This window comes from Mariniflexile fucanivorans (assembly GCF_004341235.1).
Lineage (GTDB): Bacteria > Bacteroidota > Bacteroidia > Flavobacteriales > Flavobacteriaceae > Mariniflexile > Mariniflexile fucanivorans.
In genome coordinates this window covers 375989-393192 of record NZ_SLUP01000001.1, presented here as the reverse complement: position 1 = coordinate 393192, position 17204 = coordinate 375989, and the positions used below count along the sequence as shown (strand labels likewise).

Genomic DNA, 17204 nt, shown 5'->3' with positions numbered 1-17204 from the left:
AAAGTTGGGCAAAGGTAGAAAAATTGAGGGCAATACCTCATAAAGTCAAGTTAAATGTAAATTTAAAGGCAACATTATCACCAATTTCTGGCAAGTGGTAGGCACCATAGCGGTAGGTGAAGCTTAGACCAAAACCAAAAAGTAGTTTATTGATTTCAAAACCTGATTCTGTATAACCCTTTTTAAGCGATCCGAAAGTGACATTTTGGTGTTTTTCAGGATGTTTTGTATCGCCAATGGCATAACGGGTAATTAAAACCATTTGGGGCTTGTAACGTTCTGAAACATTAAAAGGTTTTAGGAAATGTTTCAATTGAAATGTAGCGAACTTATCAGAAAAAAATTCGTTAAAAAACATGGTTTCAAAACTATTGGTGCCTGCCACCGAGAAACGTTGCATGATGGTTTCTTTAGTAATGTTGTTGGGGTAGGCATGGTATAAATGTGTTAACGGAATATCTCCGTTAGCGATACCTCCAACAAGTGTGATTTCAGATAGATTGCCGTCTTTTTTTCCTATTTGATGAATGGTCCTAAAATCTAATTTTGAAAAACTTAAGTCGCTCTTAAAAACATCGTTAAAGCTTTTGGTGTATTGCAATGTTATTAATGGGTAATCATTTTCATTGGAATCTATTTCAGAAGCTGATGAATTTTTTAGGGGTTTCCATTGCAGAGCCACTTTCGCCATACTTAATTTGAATGTGTTAAGTATGCCATTATCGGTCACATAGCCATAGCTATAGGTAGGTGCTATGTTACTTGTCGAGAATTCAGTTTCCGTATTTAAATTATTTGATATTTCATGTTCAAACGCCACTGCTTTTGTAATGTGTTTATGAAATAAATCGATATTAAGCAAACGGGGTTCAAAAAACTGAAAAAACCGCTTGTCCGTTAAAAATTTGGTACTACCAGTTTCTTGTAGGTCGTCGGTATATGAAAGCGTCATCCAAGTATTAGATTTTTCTATTAACCTAAAACTACTGCCAACACTGTATTTAAAACGGTGGTCTCTAAAACCGTAAACAGTATAGCCATTTACTCTTACTTTTTCTGAAAAGGCATCATTTGTAATACCGCCAATTCCGGTTCGTATGCCTTCATATTGATTGTACTTTATAAGATATCTTAAATCGAAATTAAAATATTTAGTTGAAACATATCCATTACCAAGCCCTTTTACAAAAGCATTTTTTTTAATAGAATCGTTTGAAGTTTTTAAATCGTTTTCATGAGAAGATTGTGCCTGAAATAGTGTAGCATACAAAATGCAAAAAAGAAGAATGCCATATTTAAACATAGGTACAATGTAAAGCTAAGGTTTGTAGAAAAAAAAGCGACTATAAAGTCGCTTTAAAATTACACAGTCATAATTTCCTTTTCTTTGTTATCGAAAAGGTCATCAATCTTTTTAACGTAGGTATCTGTTAATTGTTGTATATCTACTTCGGCATTTTTTTTCAAATCTTCAGAAACATCCTCAGCCTTTTTAATATCATTATTGGCATCTTTTCTAGCAGAGCGAATTCCTATTTTGGCATCTTCTGCTTCCGCTTTAGCTTGTTTTGCTAAATCGCGGCGACGTTCTTCCGTTAAAGGTGGTACATTAATTATTATGGTATCTCCATTGTTCATGGGGTTGAAACCAAGGTTTGCAATTTGGATGCCTTTTTCAATTTCTTGAAGCATCTTTTTTTCCCAAGGTTGAACCGTAATGGTCCTACCATCTGGAGTGTTTACATTGGCAACTTGTGAAAGTGGTGTTTGGGCACCATAATAGTTCACCATAACACTTCCAAGCATGGCAGGACTAGCTTTTCCCGCTCTAATGTTTACAAATTGCTTTTCTAAATGCTTAATTGCAGCATTCATCGACTCTTTTGCAGTGTCTAATATAAATTGTATTTCCTCATTCATAATATGAAACTTTTTCAATCAATAACTCAAAAATTAAGCCAAATTACAGGTTTACCTCGGTTCCTACTTTTTCGCCAGAAACAACTTTTAGTAAGTTGCCTTTTTTATTCATGTCGAAAACTATAATAGGCAATTCATTTTCTTGACTTAATGTAAATGCCGTTGTATCCATAACTTTTAAACCTTTTTTCAATACATCTTCAAATGAAATGAAATTGAATTTAACCGCTTTGTCATCTTTTTCAGGATCTACATTATAAATACCATCAACACGAGTTCCTTTTAAAATAACATCGGCTTCAATTTCAATAGCACGTAAAACTGCTGCCGAATCTGTGGTGAAATAAGGGTTTCCTGTTCCGCCTCCAAAAATAACAACACGCCCTTTTTCTAGGTGACGCATCGCTTTACGGCGTATAAAAGGTTCTGCAACTTGGTTGATGTGTACGGCAGATTGTAAGCGTGTTGGTAAACCAGCATCTTCCAATGCACTTTGTAGCGCCAACCCGTTTATAACGGTTGCTAGCATACCCATATGGTCTCCTTGTACACGGTCCATACCGTTACTTGCGCCGGCAACACCTCTAAAAATATTACCACCACCAATAACGATGGCAACTTGAACGCCTTTGTCGGTTATGGTTTTAATGTCTTTTGCATATTCGGATAAACGTTCTGGATCAATACCGTACTGGCGTTCTCCCATTAGGGCTTCACCAGAAAGTTTTAAAAGAATTCTTTTATATTTCATAATAGTTTTTGAAAGTTCAGCAAAACTACATAATTTTTTGTTCTTTACCGAAAACCTATTTATCAAAAATAGTGATGGTTAAAAATAGGAACCATATTTTAAATGGTTAAAGTCGTTTTATGGCATAAAAAAACCACTATGCTCTATAAGATAGTGGTTTAATATAATTGAAATTTTATAATGTTGGAGAATAATTTGTTGGATAGTCTTTTGCTTTTGCAACATTTCCTGATTCTACAAAATTGGAGCCAAATTTAGCATCAATAGCTTCCAGAAATTTATTTGCCATATAAGCATAACCTCTAGCGGTTAGATGTATGCCATCTAAACTAATAGCGCCGCCAGTTACTAATTTAGCATTCATGGTAAAGCTATCAAAAGAAATTCCTGTTGAGGCTAATTCTTGTAAAATACTATTTAAATCTACTAAAGCTATGTTAGGATTAGAGGTTGCTACACTAGCAATAGTTGTATTATAAGCATCGGTAGCTGCCTTAATAGTAGCCTGTTCACTAGGTATAAGTACCCATTTATCTTCTAAAGGAACCGCAACGCCGTTTACGGTTTGAGCATTTCCTGGTACAGCAAGAGTTCCTATAAATGATGAAGCCGATAAAACGAATAAATCTGCAGAAGTTGCTTGTCTCATGCTTTCTAAAGCAGGATTAATACTAGTTAAATCCGTTAAACTTTCGTCCATAATTACAACGGCGTTATTAGTTGAAGCTGAGAAAGAGATGGTTCTTTTAGCGATTTCGGCATCCGCTTCCGTTTGTGTTTTTGCACCAACACTTACTAAATAAGCAAAAGCTTGAACAAGACCTGCATTATATGCGCCATAGGCAGCAACGCTATTTAAGTATGCAGCTGTTGCAGCATCTAAGGGAATTGGATTATAAGGAACTGTAGTAAAATGGGGTAAATCTGTAATGTAAGGCACATTGGTTACAACACCTTTTGCACCGCTAGAAGTTAAGGTGGTGACCAAGTAACTAAAAGTAGCATCAAAACCTACACCTACAGCTCCAGTACTTGGGGTTATAACGTCTGTTCCGTCTCCACCCGATAAGGCATATCCTAAAACATCATTACCTCCAATTTCAGATAATGTAAAAAATGTTGGCTTTTTTGCCATAGCATCACCTAATACGGTAGCCGTAGCACTAGATGCCATTCTTACAAAATAAGGGTTAGCGGTTTTAGTTGCTAAGTTCGCTATATTTCCGTAGCCATCAAAAAGTAAATGATAACTTTTGGCACCAGGAACTCCCATATTATTGAAGGGCCCAGTTAAGTTATTTACGGCTAGATCTGTGGTTGAGAGTACAGGACGCCCTAAAGCGGTTGCCAATGGTACAGGACCAGCGCCACCAAAAACTAATCTTGGTGCTACCGTTGAACCAGCTAGTTGTACCCCGCCTAAAGCAATACCACCCAAATTATCATTCATTAAAGGTTGTGTGAAATCACCACTTCCAACTTTTGCAAATTGTTGGGATAATATATTCGGGAACGAGTTTTCTTGGGATGCTATAAATAAAGCGCTATCTGTAAAACCTGCTGTAAATGAAGCTCCTACGGCTACATATGATGAGAAATCGACCGAACCTGTTGTTAGTTCAGGTAATACTTGAACTTCTTCTCTGCTTACATCTTCAATATCATTACATGCTGTAAAACCAATAAGTGTTAATAACAGCCATATATATTTTGTATTCATAATAGTCTTCATTTTATAAGTTGTTAATTGTCCATGATATATAATACATAGAACCTATATGTCCTGTTCCGTAAGCACTAAAGTATTCTTTACCAGTAAGGTTAGTTGCTCCCGCTTTAAAAATTGATTTCATACTCGGTACCGTTAAGTTAACTTGAGCATCCACTACATGAAATTCTGGTACTACGCCATTTGCAAAAGTTGCTTCCCAAAAATAATCATCACTAAATCTGTAAGCGACATTAAAACCGAAGTTTTTAAACAATTCCGTATTGCCAAAAGTTGCTTTAAATTTATGTTCTGGAGTATTAAAATTTGTTGTAAAATCTGGGTATTTGTTTTGGTCGAAATCTAATTTAGAAAAGGTGTAGCTTCCACCTAAGTCAAAATCCCCAAAAACTTTGGTTGATAGGCCAAGAGATGCACCATAAGAGTTCACATCGGCAGGTGAGTTTGTATAGGTGCTGTATGCTTGGTAATCGCCATTAGCGATAGCGGCAACAGATGCTGCACCATCACCCACAGTTCCATAGTATGGAGAGATTACAACGGCTTGGGAAATGAAATCTTTATACTTATTGTAATAAGCACTAAAATCTACTATGATACCATTAAATTTTCCTCTATACCCAACTTCGGCAGATGAAACTTGTTCTGGTTTTATTAAATCTGGATTTGCAATTTCTAAAACAGCAGGGTTTCCAGTAGCAGCAAGCTCTTGTACTGAAGTAGCGGTATATGAATTTTCGTAAGCCACGCGACCAGTTTGTGTAAAAGCGCCATCAACATGCACATACCGGTCTAAATTGTTTGGAGCAGAACCCACTAAAATTGCTCTACCAGCATTTAGCCCTATAAATAAATCTTGGGTTGTGGGATTTCTAAATCCGGTTTGTACTGAAGCTCTAATATTATGGTTTTCATTAACAGTTAAGCCTGCAGAAATTCTTGGAGAAAAGAAACCATCGAAAAATTCAGATTTATCATATCTTACAGAACCTGTTAACTTTAATTTTAGCATATCATTTAATTCCAAATCTTTTTGAATTTGTGTATAAACGCCAAATTCAGAATATTCAATTGGTCCATCTTTATCTGTATAGATAGTTCCAAATGAGTTTAAGTTATATTTTCTATAAGAGCCACCAACTTGAATTTCGGCAAAATCTATTAACTGGCTAAAATTGTAGTTTCCATCTGCATGATAGTATTTAGATTCATCCTGAAATTTTGAACCAGTCGATAAATCTGGGTCTGCAATACTTCTATTAAAAGCTGCTTTAAAGCCATCAGATTCTGGTGATAACATGCCTGTATCTGCTGCAACTCTTGCTGCTGCGTGGGCTTCAGCATCTGTTGCACCATTAAGGGTTTCACTAATATATGCGCCAGCATATTCACCAAACCACGTATTATCGTCCTTCCATGCTCTGTTTATGTTGATTCCAGTAAACACCATATCATAAGAGTCTCCGGCTTTATCTGTAACCACGTAGCCTCTTAAAAAAAAGTTGTCGTTTTTAATTTCAAATTTATGCTGTTGTTGAAAGAAACCATCAATATTGTATCGGTTTGTACCTTGGTATATGGTGGAGCCCGAGCCTACTTTTCCAACATATGATATTTCAAAATCGTCTTCAAATGGTCTGTAATATAAACCCCAATCAGCTTTTACACTCTCAGCATTATAGTCAGTTAAGTCACCTTCATCATAACCTGTTCTACTAACCACAACATTTGGGACTAAATTTGCTAAAGCTGAGTTTGGTAGTTGAGCTAAAAATGCGGGACTTTCTTTAACAGCTTTAAGGTTTGTAGAAACTTCATCACCATACACGTTAACACCATCATAATCTGTATTTGCGCGCGTACCACCAATATTGGTTTTATCAACCTCACTATTTGCAGCCCAATCGGTTCCTTTTAAATACCCAAAGTTGACTTTTGCAGCAAATTTATTGCTAAACTTGTGTGCTGCACGAAAACTTACATCTGTATAGGGGTTATCGCCAGAAGCTTTTTGTGATGTGATTCCTCTTTTAATAGATGCACTAATACCTTGATGTTGAAAAGGGTTTTTGCTTCGCATGAATAATATACCATTAAACGCATTTGCTCCGTAAAGAGCCGATGATGCTCCTGGTAAAAGTTCAATACTTAAAACATCTGTTTCTGTCATCCCTACCAAATTACCTAAAGGAAAGTTTAGTGCCGGTGAGGAGTTGTCCATACCATCTACCAATTGCATGAAACGATTATTAGCAAAAGTTGCAAAACCACGGGTATTAACAGATTTAAAAGTTAAACTATTCACATTCACATCTACACCTTTTAAGTTTTCCAAACCATCATAAAAATCGGCAGAAGCAGTATTTTTTATTTCTTTAAGCCCTAAGCGTTCTACCGTTACTGGCGATTCAAAAATTCGTTCTGGTGTTCTGGAAGCTGAAATAACGACCTCGTCCAATGACGTACCTTCTTTAAGAATGAAATTTAATTTTTGATTATTCGCTGTTACTTGCATGGTAATAGTTTCAAAACCTACACTACTTGACCGAACGCTAAAAGGTGGGTTTTGCCCAAAGGTTAGTGTGAAGTTTCCATCAAAATCTGTAACTGTTCCTGTGGAAGTTCCTACAACAATAATATTTGCCCCGGGTATGGGTTGGTTATTATCGTCTGTTACAGAGCCAGAGATTGTAGTTTGTGAATAAGTGAAGCCACAAAAAAACAACAGTAAAAAAGGAAGAATTGTTTTCATTTAGTATTATTTAGTTTTAGTTTGAGTTGAGCAATATAAATAAATTAAATATTACTTAGTAAAAAAAGTGCATAAAAATTATGCATGCATAGTAGGTTTTAACAAAAAAAGGGGGTAAATATTGATTTATATGTAAAAAAATAGGCTATAAATAAGAAAACGTCATAATCAAGTTTTGATTATGACGTTTCATTTTATGTTAATTATCTAAATAGTTTTTTAATTATTCTACTGTAACAGATTTTGCTAAGTTACGGGGTTGATCTACATTTTTACCTAACAATACAGCGATATGGTAAGATAATAGTTGAAGAGGAATGGTAGTTAATAAAGGAGATAAAGATTCTAAGGTGTCTGGAACTTCAATAACATGATCTGCCAATTCTCTAACTTGGGTATCACCTTCGGTTACGATGCCTATAATTTTTCCTTTTCTCGATTTAATTTCTTGAATATTGCTTACTACTTTTTCGTAATGCCCCTTTTTTGTTGCTATTACAATAATTGGCATATTTTCGTCAATTAAAGCGATAGGACCATGCTTCATTTCAGCAGCAGGATACCCTTCAGCGTGTATATATGAAATCTCTTTTAATTTTAAAGCACCTTCTAATGCCACAGGGAAATTAAAACCTCTTCCTAAATATAAACAGTTGCGGGAATCTTTATAGATGTCTGCAATCATTTTAATATGTGCATCCGATTTTAGTGCTTGTTCTACTTTATTAGGAATCAATTCTAATTCTAATAAATGCTGTCTGAAGTCTGAACTACTAATAGTGCCTTTAGCTCTAGCCAAACGTAATGCCATTAGGGTTAAAATCGTAATTTGTGTAGTAAATGCTTTTGTTGAAGCAACTCCAATTTCTGGGCCTGCATGCGTGTATGCGCCAGCATGGGCTTCTCTGGCAATAGATGAACCTACTACATTACAAACGCCAAAAACAAAAGCACCTTTAGATTTTGCTAATTTTATGGCGGCTAAAGTATCGGCGGTTTCACCAGATTGTGAAATAGCAATAACAACATCATTCTCACCAATAATTGGGTTTCTATATCTGAATTCTGAAGCATATTCAACTTCAACAGGTATTCTTGCCAATTCTTCAAATATATATTCTGCTACTAAACCAGCATGCCATGAAGTACCACAAGCTACAATGATAATACGATTCGCATTAAGGAATTTTTTCATGTTATCCTCAACACCCGCCATTTTTATTATAGCTTCGTTTCTTAATAAGCGCCCTCTATACGTATCTGTAATTGCTTTTGGTTGTTCGTGTATTTCTTTTAACATGAAATGTTCATAGCCACCTTTTTCAATTTGCTCTAAATTCATTTGAAGTTCTTGAACATAGGCAGGCACTATAGAGTCATCTTTAATTTTTCTAACTTTAATGCCTTTATGGAACCTAATTATCGCCATTTCTTCATCTTCTAAATAAATGGCATTTTTAGTATATTCTAAAAAAGGAGAGGCATCACTAGCAATAAAATATTCATTTTCACCAACACCAACGGCTAAGGGGCTTCCTAAACGGGCGATAACAATTTCTTCTGGCTTCGTTTTATCGAAAACAGCTATAGCATAAGCGCCAATAACTTGATTTAAAGCAATTTGAACGGCTTGACCTAACTTAACGTTTTCTTGTTTCTTTACTTCTTCAATTAAATTTATTAAAACCTCGGTATCTGTATCCGATTTGAAAGTGTATCCTCTAGAAATCAATTCTTGTTTTAAAGTTTCATAATTTTCAATAATACCATTATGAATAATAACTAAGTCTCCAGAATTGGAAATGTGTGGATGTGAATTAACATCGTTTGGAACACCATGGGTTGCCCATCTTGTGTGTCCAATACCAATATTGCCGTTTTTGGTTATTTCTTTATCTGCACGTGCTTCTAAATCTGAAACTTTTCCTTTTGTTTTGGAAATTTTAAGTTCTGAACCGTCAAAAAGTGCGATACCAGCACTATCATAACCTCTGTATTCTAGTCGTTTAAGTCCTTCTATTATAATTGGATACGCTTCTCTTGTTCCAATATATCCTACAATTCCACACATAATTTATAGTTTAGTTTTTGGTATTTTAGTTCCAGACAAATATGTAAAATAAAACACTATTTAAAGATATATATCATATAAAGTTCTAATTTTATACGATAAAAATCACTTTTAAATCACTTAAAAATGCTTCCGTAGTGTGAATTTTTTATATTTTAATTACTTAGGCTCCGTAAAAAACACCTTTAATTTCATTTTTCTATTAGCTGGTACGCTTGGGTTAGTTCCATACAAAATAGTGCCCCGTGGTGTTAATATAGATACTGAAGGAACTGTTGTAACCTCACCTGTACTATTTAGAATTTTAGAACTATTGACTTTGTTTACATTGCTGGATAAAACCAGACCTATTTTTGTATTTGTTGAATCTCTAAGTAAAATATTATTTAAATGCTCGGTTAAATGAATTTTATATTTTGAAACATTTGCATCATCAGTATCACGTAGTCCTAAATGAAAATAAGTAGAAAAATACGGTGTTACTGTATTCCCTGCTGTAGAGTCGTAATTGTAATCAACAAGTTGCGTGTTGTTTTCTATATCGTATGCATAAATTCGGTCGTATTGATGTAAATCAGTATCCCCGCCAGTTAGAAGGTTATCGTCTTCAAAAACAATTAATTGTGCATCGTTAATAAAGCGTTTTAAAATATAGTTGCCGTTAGCGTCTTTTTTGTATTCGCCATTTTCAAGTGGTATTCTATATTCTTTTTTAAATTTTTCTAATGCAGGAATGGATGAGGTGAATCCGTCACTATCGGTATAATCTACCATACCGTTAAACAAATCTACAACAGCCATAGAGCCTTCTGTACCTTTTAAATAAAGCTTTTCATCACCAATTTCCGTGTTAGGGTTTGTTGGAAATGTAACTTGGCTATAATCATTAATAAATGTATTAAGTATATTTCCCGTAAAATTAAGCACATAAGAACCTGGGCTAGGTATATCATCTCTTATGCCATCTCCGTCACTGTCTGTAGCCGTCGTTGTTGCATCTATATCCCATGTATCGTTAATGCCATCAATATCAGTGTCTACGGTACCAGTAAAATCTATATCTGCATAATTAGGAATACCGTCAGCATCAGCATCGGCATCATTAATGGAATAATAAATAGTAATATTAGCATTATTGGTAGATGCTAAATTTAATAAAACCATACTGCCATCACCGTTAACAGCTTCAGCTTTAAAATACAAGCCTCTAAAATAGTTTTTAAAGTCGTTGGCACTACTTAAAACAGCGTCTCCTTCTTTATCTAGAATAGCAGCTTTCCAAAAAGTTGGGTCTAATTTTGTTCTAAAAGCAGGCGCTATGTACACTGTTGTTTCTAATTCACCATCATCATCAAAAGTGTCTAATCTAATCGAGTTGCTGCTAGGTGCAAAAACAGTGTCTTTAATTATTGCTCCTTTATTGCTGTCAAAATTGATAATAGAACTACCGTTTAAAGCGAAATTATCTGTACTGTTAATGCTGCCATCTGCTTTCGAGTAGTATTTTTGTGTTTCATTTAAACTAGCACTTGGATCAAAATCTCTTAAAAAATAATTATTTTGATAAATAGTTAATCTAAAAGGTTTGATATCTTCTTCAGTTTTTGAACCATATAAAGAATCTAATATCGTATAAGTAGGGTTGCCATCAGTATCTGTACCTGTAACTCTACTAAAATAAGGAATGCTTAAAACAACAGAGTCTATTGCCGGTGTATCATTAAAATTGGGACTGAGTGTAGTGGGTGTTATTTGGGTTATGATACTGGCCATGGTTTGCCCATACGCTGGGTCGTTATAAACGCCCAATAAATTTGAAGACAAACCGTTAATTTGTAATGACTCTAGTTTTTTGTTGTAAGCGGCTATTTGAAAGCCTAATGTATCAGTTTTAAAATTTAGATTTTGTTCCCCAAGCACATCACTTTCAACAACCGAAAAATCTTTGTCGCAAGCAATAAAAGATAAAAATACTAATAATAAAACAGTAAGATATTTAAGGGCTTTAATGGTCTTCTTCATATATATGTTGAAATGAATGTAATGGGTTTAGCTTAAAACGCTCGTATTGAAAAATGCTTTGTAGGCTTCACCAAACTCATCTTTGGTTTTGTATTCTAAAACGGGTTTATTTGATGCTTTTAAATAGGTTTCTAGGTCTTCTGGAATGGTTTCAGAACCTATTATCAGCGCATCCGAATAATCAATGGCAACTTTCATTAAGTTAACATACGATGGTTCTTCAAGTGCTTTAATGGCATCTTCATCCAGATTGTCAAATTTAACTTTATTAAACATATCTTTATTTAACGTATTGTTAAAACTTTGATTGTAAACTGAAGTTACTATTTTACTTTCGGTAAATAAAGGTTCGTCTTTATAGTATTCTTTAAGATAGATAGGTAGTAAAGAAGCTAACCAGCCATGAACGTGAATAATATCGGGCGACCAGTTTAATTTCTTAACCGTTTCAATAACGCCTTTTGCAAAGAAAATAGCACGTTCGTCGTTATCGGAAAATAACTTACCATCTTCGTCGGTTAAGGTTGCTTTTCTTTTAAAGTATTCATCATTATCAATAAAATAAACTTGGATACGCTCTTTGGGGATAGATGCTACTTTAATAATGAGTGGCATATCTAAATCGTTTATCACTAAATTTATCCCAGAAAGCCTAATAACTTCGTGTAATTGGTGTCTTCGTTCATTTATATTGCCGTATCGAGGCATAAAAATCCTTATTTGTCCACCTTGTTGATTTACCAATCTTGGTGCCTCAAAAGACATGGATGAAATTTCGGTTTCTGGTAAATAGGGCACTACTTCAGATGATACATATAATATCCTCTTATCTTTCATGTGTTCGTCTTTATTGCTTTTATAAATCTCGTACAACTTAGTTTTAAACTTCTTTTTGTAAGAAATTTAGAAAATATGTGCTGCATAAATGTCTTTCTTTCGGCAAATCGAAATAAAAAACACGCAAAAGTACAAAAATTTATGCAGATTGATTGTAAAATCTTAAGTTTGCACCCGTTAATTTTATTATAAAAGGTGAAGATTTACACAGAAAAACAACAAATTGTAACTGCCATTGATGCTTTTAAAGATGAAAAGCAAACTTTAGGGCTGGTTCCAACTATGGGCGCATTGCATAATGGGCACTTGGCTTTGGTTGAAAAAGCATTAAAAGATAACGACAAAGTGGTTGTTAGTATTTTTGTGAATCCAACACAATTTGATAATAAAGAAGATTTAGTAAAATACCCAAGAACTTTAGATCAAGATGTTAAATTACTAGAAACACTTAGTAAAGAGCATATTTTGGTTTACGCACCAACTGTTGATGATGTTTATGACGGAAATACAGTTTCTGAAACCTTCGATTTTGATGGTTTAGAGTTTGAAATGGAAGGTAAATTTAGAATTGGACATTTTGATGGCGTTGGTACTATTGTGAAGCGTTTGTTTGATATTGTAAAACCAGGCAATGCTTATTTTGGTGAAAAAGATTTTCAGCAATTGGCTATCATAAAAAAGTTGGTTGAAAAACATCATATTCCTGTTAATATTATACCATGTCCTATTTATAGAGAACCATCTGGTTTAGCCATGAGCTCGCGCAATACCCGATTAAAACCCGACTATAAAGAGGCCGCTCCTTTTATCTATAAAACATTAGAAGCTGCCAAAATGCGTTTTGGCACAAAAAGTGCTATAGAAGTAACGCAATGGGTTGAAAAACAGTTTGAAAGCCATGGTTTATTAAAGTTAGAATACTTTATTATTGCAGACACCACAACCCTAAAAACTGTAAAACGTAAATTAAACAAAAAAAGCTATCGTGCTTTTATAGCCGTATATGCAGACGATATTAGACTCATTGATAATATCGCATTAAATTAATTATCTTTGCCACATGCAAATACACGTAGTAAAATCTAAAATTCACAGAGTAAAATGTACCGGTGCAGAACTCAACTACATTGGTAGTATCACTATTGATGAAGATTTAATGGAGGCTGCCAACATTATTCAAGGAGAAAAAGTTCAAATTGTAAATAATGATAATGGCGAGCGTTTGGAAACTTATTGTATTCCGGGACCTAGAAATACGGGTGAAATAACCCTTAATGGTGCTGCTGCCAGAAAAGTTTCGGTGGGCGATACCCTAATATTAATTACTTACGCTATCATGGATTTTGAAGAAGCTAAAGTTTTTAAACCCGCATTAGTGTTTCCAGACGAGAAAACAAACTTGTTAAAATAAGCATTTGAACCTAAACATAAAGAAAGCATTAAAAATTATACTCCCATTATTATTGGGAGTTTTTTTAGTTTGGTATTCGCTGTCTAAAGTTTCTATTGAAGCTATTTGGGGTTATTTGCAAAAATCCAATTATTGGTGGATTATTTTGGGCTTGTTTTTAGGACTGTTAAGTCACTTATCTCGTGCCTACCGTTGGCGTTTTCAGTTAGAGCCTATGGGTTATAACATAAAATTTGGCAATAGTGTTATGGCAGTTTTTGCTACTTATTTAATAAACTACACCATACCGCGTGCAGGTGAAGTGGTTAGAGCATCCATCCTCGCAAACTATGAAGAAGTGCCTTTTGAAAAAGGCTTTGGAACCATTGTAGCCGAACGTATTGCCGATTTAATTGTTATGTGTGGCATTATTCTCTTAACGTTATTTCTTCAGTTTGATTTTATTTATGGTTTTTTTGCTGAAAAATTCAATCCCATTAAAATCGTTTTGGCGTTGGTTGTTTTAGCCTTATTAAGCATTGTTTTTTTTAGATTTATAAAGAAAAGTAAATCCAAATTAGCGATAAAAATCAAAAATTTCATAAACGGATTAATTGAAGGCGCTCTAAGTGTTTTCAAAATGAAAAAGAAATGGGCTTTTATTTTTCATACGCTGTTTATTTGGGCGATGTATGTGCTCATGTTTTATGTAACATCACTGGCTATTGAAGATTTGGAAGGTATTTCCATAGGCGCTATTTTTATTGGTTTTATTTCTGCAAGCTTCAGTATTGCTGCAACTAATGGTGGTATTGGTTCGTATCCATTAGCGGTTTATGCGGCGTTTTCAATATTTGGTATTGCGCAAGAACCCAGTATTGCTTTTGGGTGGATTATGTGGGCGTCTCAAACCCTTATGGTTGTTATTTTTGGAGGCTTATCTTTAATTTATTTGCCTATTTATAACCGTAATAAAACCCCAATCCAAAATTCAAAATCCCAAAACCTTACACCCAAAACCTAACACCCAAAACCCTTTTTTTAGTTTTAACTAATTTCTTACCTTGCGTTGAAATATCAAATCATTTTTAAAATGAAACACCTATATTCTTTTTTATTAATTCTTTGCTCCATAAATAGTTTTAATGCCCAAGTAAAGTATGAAGCTATAGAGTCTGAAAAACTTGGTGAAACCCGCGAATTAAAAATTCAATTTCCAAGAGGTTATAGTGCAGATGGTAAAACAACCTACCCTTTGTTTATAGTTTTGGATGGCGATTATTTGTTTGAAGCCGTTGCCGGAAATGTTGATTATTATACCTATTGGGAAGATATGCCAGATGCCATTGTAGTAGGTATCAACCAATATGAAAAACGTTATGATGATTGTTTGTATTCCGAACAAAACTCATTGCCTATTGATAAAGGCGCCAAGTTTTTCGAATTTATTGGAATGGAACTTATTCCGTATTTAGAAAAAAAATATAGAACATCTAATTTTAGAGTAGCTGTAGGGCATGGTGATACTGCTAACTTTATCAATTATTATTTATTAAAACCAGATCCCGTTTTTAAAGGATACATTGTTATAAGTCCAGAGTCAGCACCAAAAATGATTAATTATATTCCTGATGCATTAGCTAAAATAACGTCTAAAACTTTTTACTATTTAGCGAATACGAATAACGATACAGCGTCAATTAAACAAATGACTGATGCTTTAAATACTGATATTTCAGCATTAGAGAATAAATACCTTGTTTACGACTTCAATAATTTTGAAAAACCTTCGCATTATTCAGTGCCCACGCATGCTATTCCAAATGCTATTGAAGGTATATTTAAAATTTTTCAACCTATAAGTAAAGAAGAATATAATAATATCATTCTAAAATTAGAGGGTTCACCTGTAGAGTATCTACAAGAAAAATATAAAACCATTCATGAATTGTTTGGTTTAAAAAAGCAAATTTTGGTGAATGATTTTAAAGCCATTTCGGCAGCTATTGAGAAAACACAGAAGTTTGAATATTATGAAGCTTTAGGAAAGATGGGACGTGATGAATACCCCGATACACTTTTAGGAAATTATTATTTAGCACGATTTTACGAAGAAACTGGCGAGACTAAAAAGGCGATGAGAGCCTATCAATCGGCATTCGATTTAGATGAAATAGGGGGTATTACTAAAGATTTAATGTTTGAAAAATCAGAATCTATTAAAGCAGATTTTGGATACTAATAATAAATTAATGGCGAAAGTAAAAACCACTTTTTTCTGTCAGAACTGCGGTTCGCAATACGCTAAATGGCAAGGGCAATGTAACGCTTGTAAAGAATGGAATACCATTGTTGAAGAAGTGATTCAAACACCCGAAAAAAGTGATTGGAAATCGCCAAGTTCTACAGTAAAAAAAGCGGCTGTACCACTGCGGATTCAAGAAATTGACGTATCAACCGAGGCACGTTTAGATACATTTGATGGTGAATTCAACCGCGTACTTGGTGGTGGGATCGTTCCAGGGTCGTTAACACTTTTAGGTGGCGAACCAGGAATAGGGAAAAGCACCTTACTACTTCAAATTTCATTAAAATTACCCTATAAAACCTTATATGTTTCGGGTGAAGAAAGCCAAAAACAAATAAAAATGCGTGCTGAACGCATCAACCCAAAGCATAATAATTGTTACATACTTACAGAAACTAAAACCCAAAATATTTTCAAGCAAATTGAAGCTTTAGAACCCGATATCGTAATTATCGATTCTATACAAACGCTTCACAGTGATTATATTGAATCCTCTTCTGGAAGTATTTCACAAATAAAAGAATGCACCACCGAGCTTATTAAATTTGCTAAAGAAACGGCAACACCAGTATTATTAATTGGTCATATTACTAAAGATGGAAACATTGCAGGTCCTAAAATTTTAGAACATATGGTCGATACGGTATTGCAGTTTGAAGGCGACCGAAACCATGTATTTAGAATTTTGCGTGCTAACAAAAACCGATTCGGTTCTACAAATGAATTGGGTATTTATGAAATGCAAGGTTCTGGTTTGCGGGAAGTATCAAACCCTTCAGAAATATTAATTTCAAAAAAAGACGAAGAACTTTCGGGTAACGCCATTGCAGCCACTTTAGAAGGCATGCGTCCACTAATGATTGAGGTCCAAGCCTTAGTGAGTACCGCTGTTTACGGTACGCCACAACGCAGCGCCACGGGGTTTAATGCCAAACGCTTAAATATGTTATTGGCGGTTTTAGAGAAACGTGCCGGTTTCCGTTTAGGAGCTAAAGATGTATTTTTAAATATCACAGGCGGTATAAATGTTGATGATCCCGCCATTGATTTGGCTGTAGTTGCCTCTATTTTGTCTTCCAATGAAGATGTCGCATTGCAAAAAGACTTTTGTTTTGCTGCCGAAGTTGGACTTTCAGGAGAAATTCGCCCCGTACAACGTGTAGAACAACGCATTTTAGAAGCTGAAAAATTAGGATTTTCAACCATTTTTGTGTCTAAATACAATAAAATTTCATTAAAAAATACTTCTATAAAAATTCAATTGATTTCTAAAATTGAAGATTTGGTTGAACAACTAATTTAAAAATCAATATAGCGTTAATATACTAGAAGTGTCACATTTCATCTGAAAAAATAAACACTTAATCGTGTTTTTATTATGTTTTGTCGTTTGTTTTATTTAATATTGTTTAATTATTTCAAAA

Annotated in this window: 13 protein-coding genes; 5 read left to right on the top strand and 8 right to left on the bottom strand. The window is 34.3% G+C overall.

Features of this window, described 5'->3' with window-relative positions; genetic code table 11:
• Nucleotides 1-37: 37 nt before the first annotated feature.
• The 8 genes from EV196_RS01755 to EV196_RS01720 all read right to left on the bottom strand — a co-directional run bounded on the left by EV196_RS01755 (nucleotide 38) and on the right by EV196_RS01720 (nucleotide 12082).
• Nucleotides 38-1303 carry a hypothetical protein gene (locus tag EV196_RS01755; protein ID WP_165876078.1) on the bottom strand — a complete coding sequence of 422 codons (1266 nt, stop codon included), beginning with the start codon at nucleotides 1301-1303 and terminating at the stop codon, nucleotides 38-40.
• A 59-nt stretch (nucleotides 1304-1362) separates the two neighbouring features.
• Entirely contained in the window at nucleotides 1363-1920 is a 558-nt protein-coding gene (gene frr, locus EV196_RS01750) for a ribosome recycling factor (RefSeq protein ID WP_132214268.1), read from the bottom strand.
• A gap of 43 nt (nucleotides 1921-1963) precedes the next feature.
• Nucleotides 1964-2671 (bottom strand): UMP kinase, encoded by a 708-nt coding sequence (gene pyrH, locus EV196_RS01745; RefSeq protein WP_132214266.1) that lies wholly within the window; start codon nucleotides 2669-2671, stop codon nucleotides 1964-1966.
• A 175-nt stretch (nucleotides 2672-2846) separates the two neighbouring features.
• Nucleotides 2847-4391, bottom strand: a complete 1545-nt coding sequence (locus tag EV196_RS01740; RefSeq protein WP_132214264.1) for an SGNH/GDSL hydrolase family protein — start codon at nucleotides 4389-4391, stop codon at nucleotides 2847-2849.
• Nucleotides 4392-4404: 13 nt separating this feature from the next.
• Complete coding sequence (locus EV196_RS01735; RefSeq protein WP_132214262.1) at nucleotides 4405-7152, bottom strand: TonB-dependent receptor; 2748 nt, start codon at nucleotides 7150-7152, stop codon at nucleotides 4405-4407.
• A gap of 223 nt (nucleotides 7153-7375) precedes the next feature.
• On the bottom strand, nucleotides 7376-9223 hold the full coding sequence (gene glmS / locus EV196_RS01730; protein WP_132214260.1) for a glutamine--fructose-6-phosphate transaminase (isomerizing): 1848 nt from the start codon (nucleotides 9221-9223) through the stop codon (nucleotides 7376-7378).
• Between the two features lie 159 nt (nucleotides 9224-9382).
• Nucleotides 9383-11245, bottom strand: coding sequence for a DUF4270 domain-containing protein (locus EV196_RS01725; RefSeq protein WP_132214258.1), 1863 nt, complete (start codon nucleotides 11243-11245; stop codon nucleotides 9383-9385).
• Nucleotides 11246-11272: 27 nt separating this feature from the next.
• Nucleotides 11273-12082 carry a glycogen/starch synthase gene (locus EV196_RS01720; RefSeq protein ID WP_132214256.1) on the bottom strand — a complete coding sequence of 270 codons (810 nt, stop codon included), beginning with the start codon at nucleotides 12080-12082 and terminating at the stop codon, nucleotides 11273-11275.
• A gap of 195 nt (nucleotides 12083-12277) precedes the next feature.
• On the opposite strand from EV196_RS01720, the gene panC reads away from it, so the two are divergent.
• The 5 genes from panC (at nucleotide 12278) to radA (ending at nucleotide 17083) form a co-directional block, all read left to right on the top strand.
• Entirely contained in the window at nucleotides 12278-13129 is an 852-nt protein-coding gene (gene panC / locus EV196_RS01715) for a pantoate--beta-alanine ligase (RefSeq protein WP_132214254.1), read from the top strand.
• Between the two features lie 13 nt (nucleotides 13130-13142).
• On the top strand, nucleotides 13143-13493 hold the full coding sequence (gene panD / locus EV196_RS01710) for an aspartate 1-decarboxylase (RefSeq protein WP_132214251.1): 351 nt from the start codon (nucleotides 13143-13145) through the stop codon (nucleotides 13491-13493).
• Nucleotides 13494-13497: 4 nt separating this feature from the next.
• Nucleotides 13498-14496: a lysylphosphatidylglycerol synthase transmembrane domain-containing protein gene (locus EV196_RS01705; RefSeq protein ID WP_132214249.1), complete on the top strand. Its 999-nt coding sequence runs from the start codon at nucleotides 13498-13500 to the stop codon at nucleotides 14494-14496.
• Nucleotides 14497-14565: 69 nt separating this feature from the next.
• Nucleotides 14566-15714 carry an alpha/beta hydrolase gene (locus tag EV196_RS01700; RefSeq protein ID WP_132214247.1) on the top strand — a complete coding sequence of 383 codons (1149 nt, stop codon included), beginning with the start codon at nucleotides 14566-14568 and terminating at the stop codon, nucleotides 15712-15714.
• 10 nt (nucleotides 15715-15724) lie between these two features.
• The gene (gene radA / locus EV196_RS01695; protein WP_132214245.1) at nucleotides 15725-17083 is read left to right on the top strand and encodes a DNA repair protein RadA; all 1359 of its coding nucleotides are present in this window, start codon (nucleotides 15725-15727) and stop codon (nucleotides 17081-17083) included.
• The last annotated feature ends 121 nt before the right edge of the window (nucleotides 17084-17204 follow it).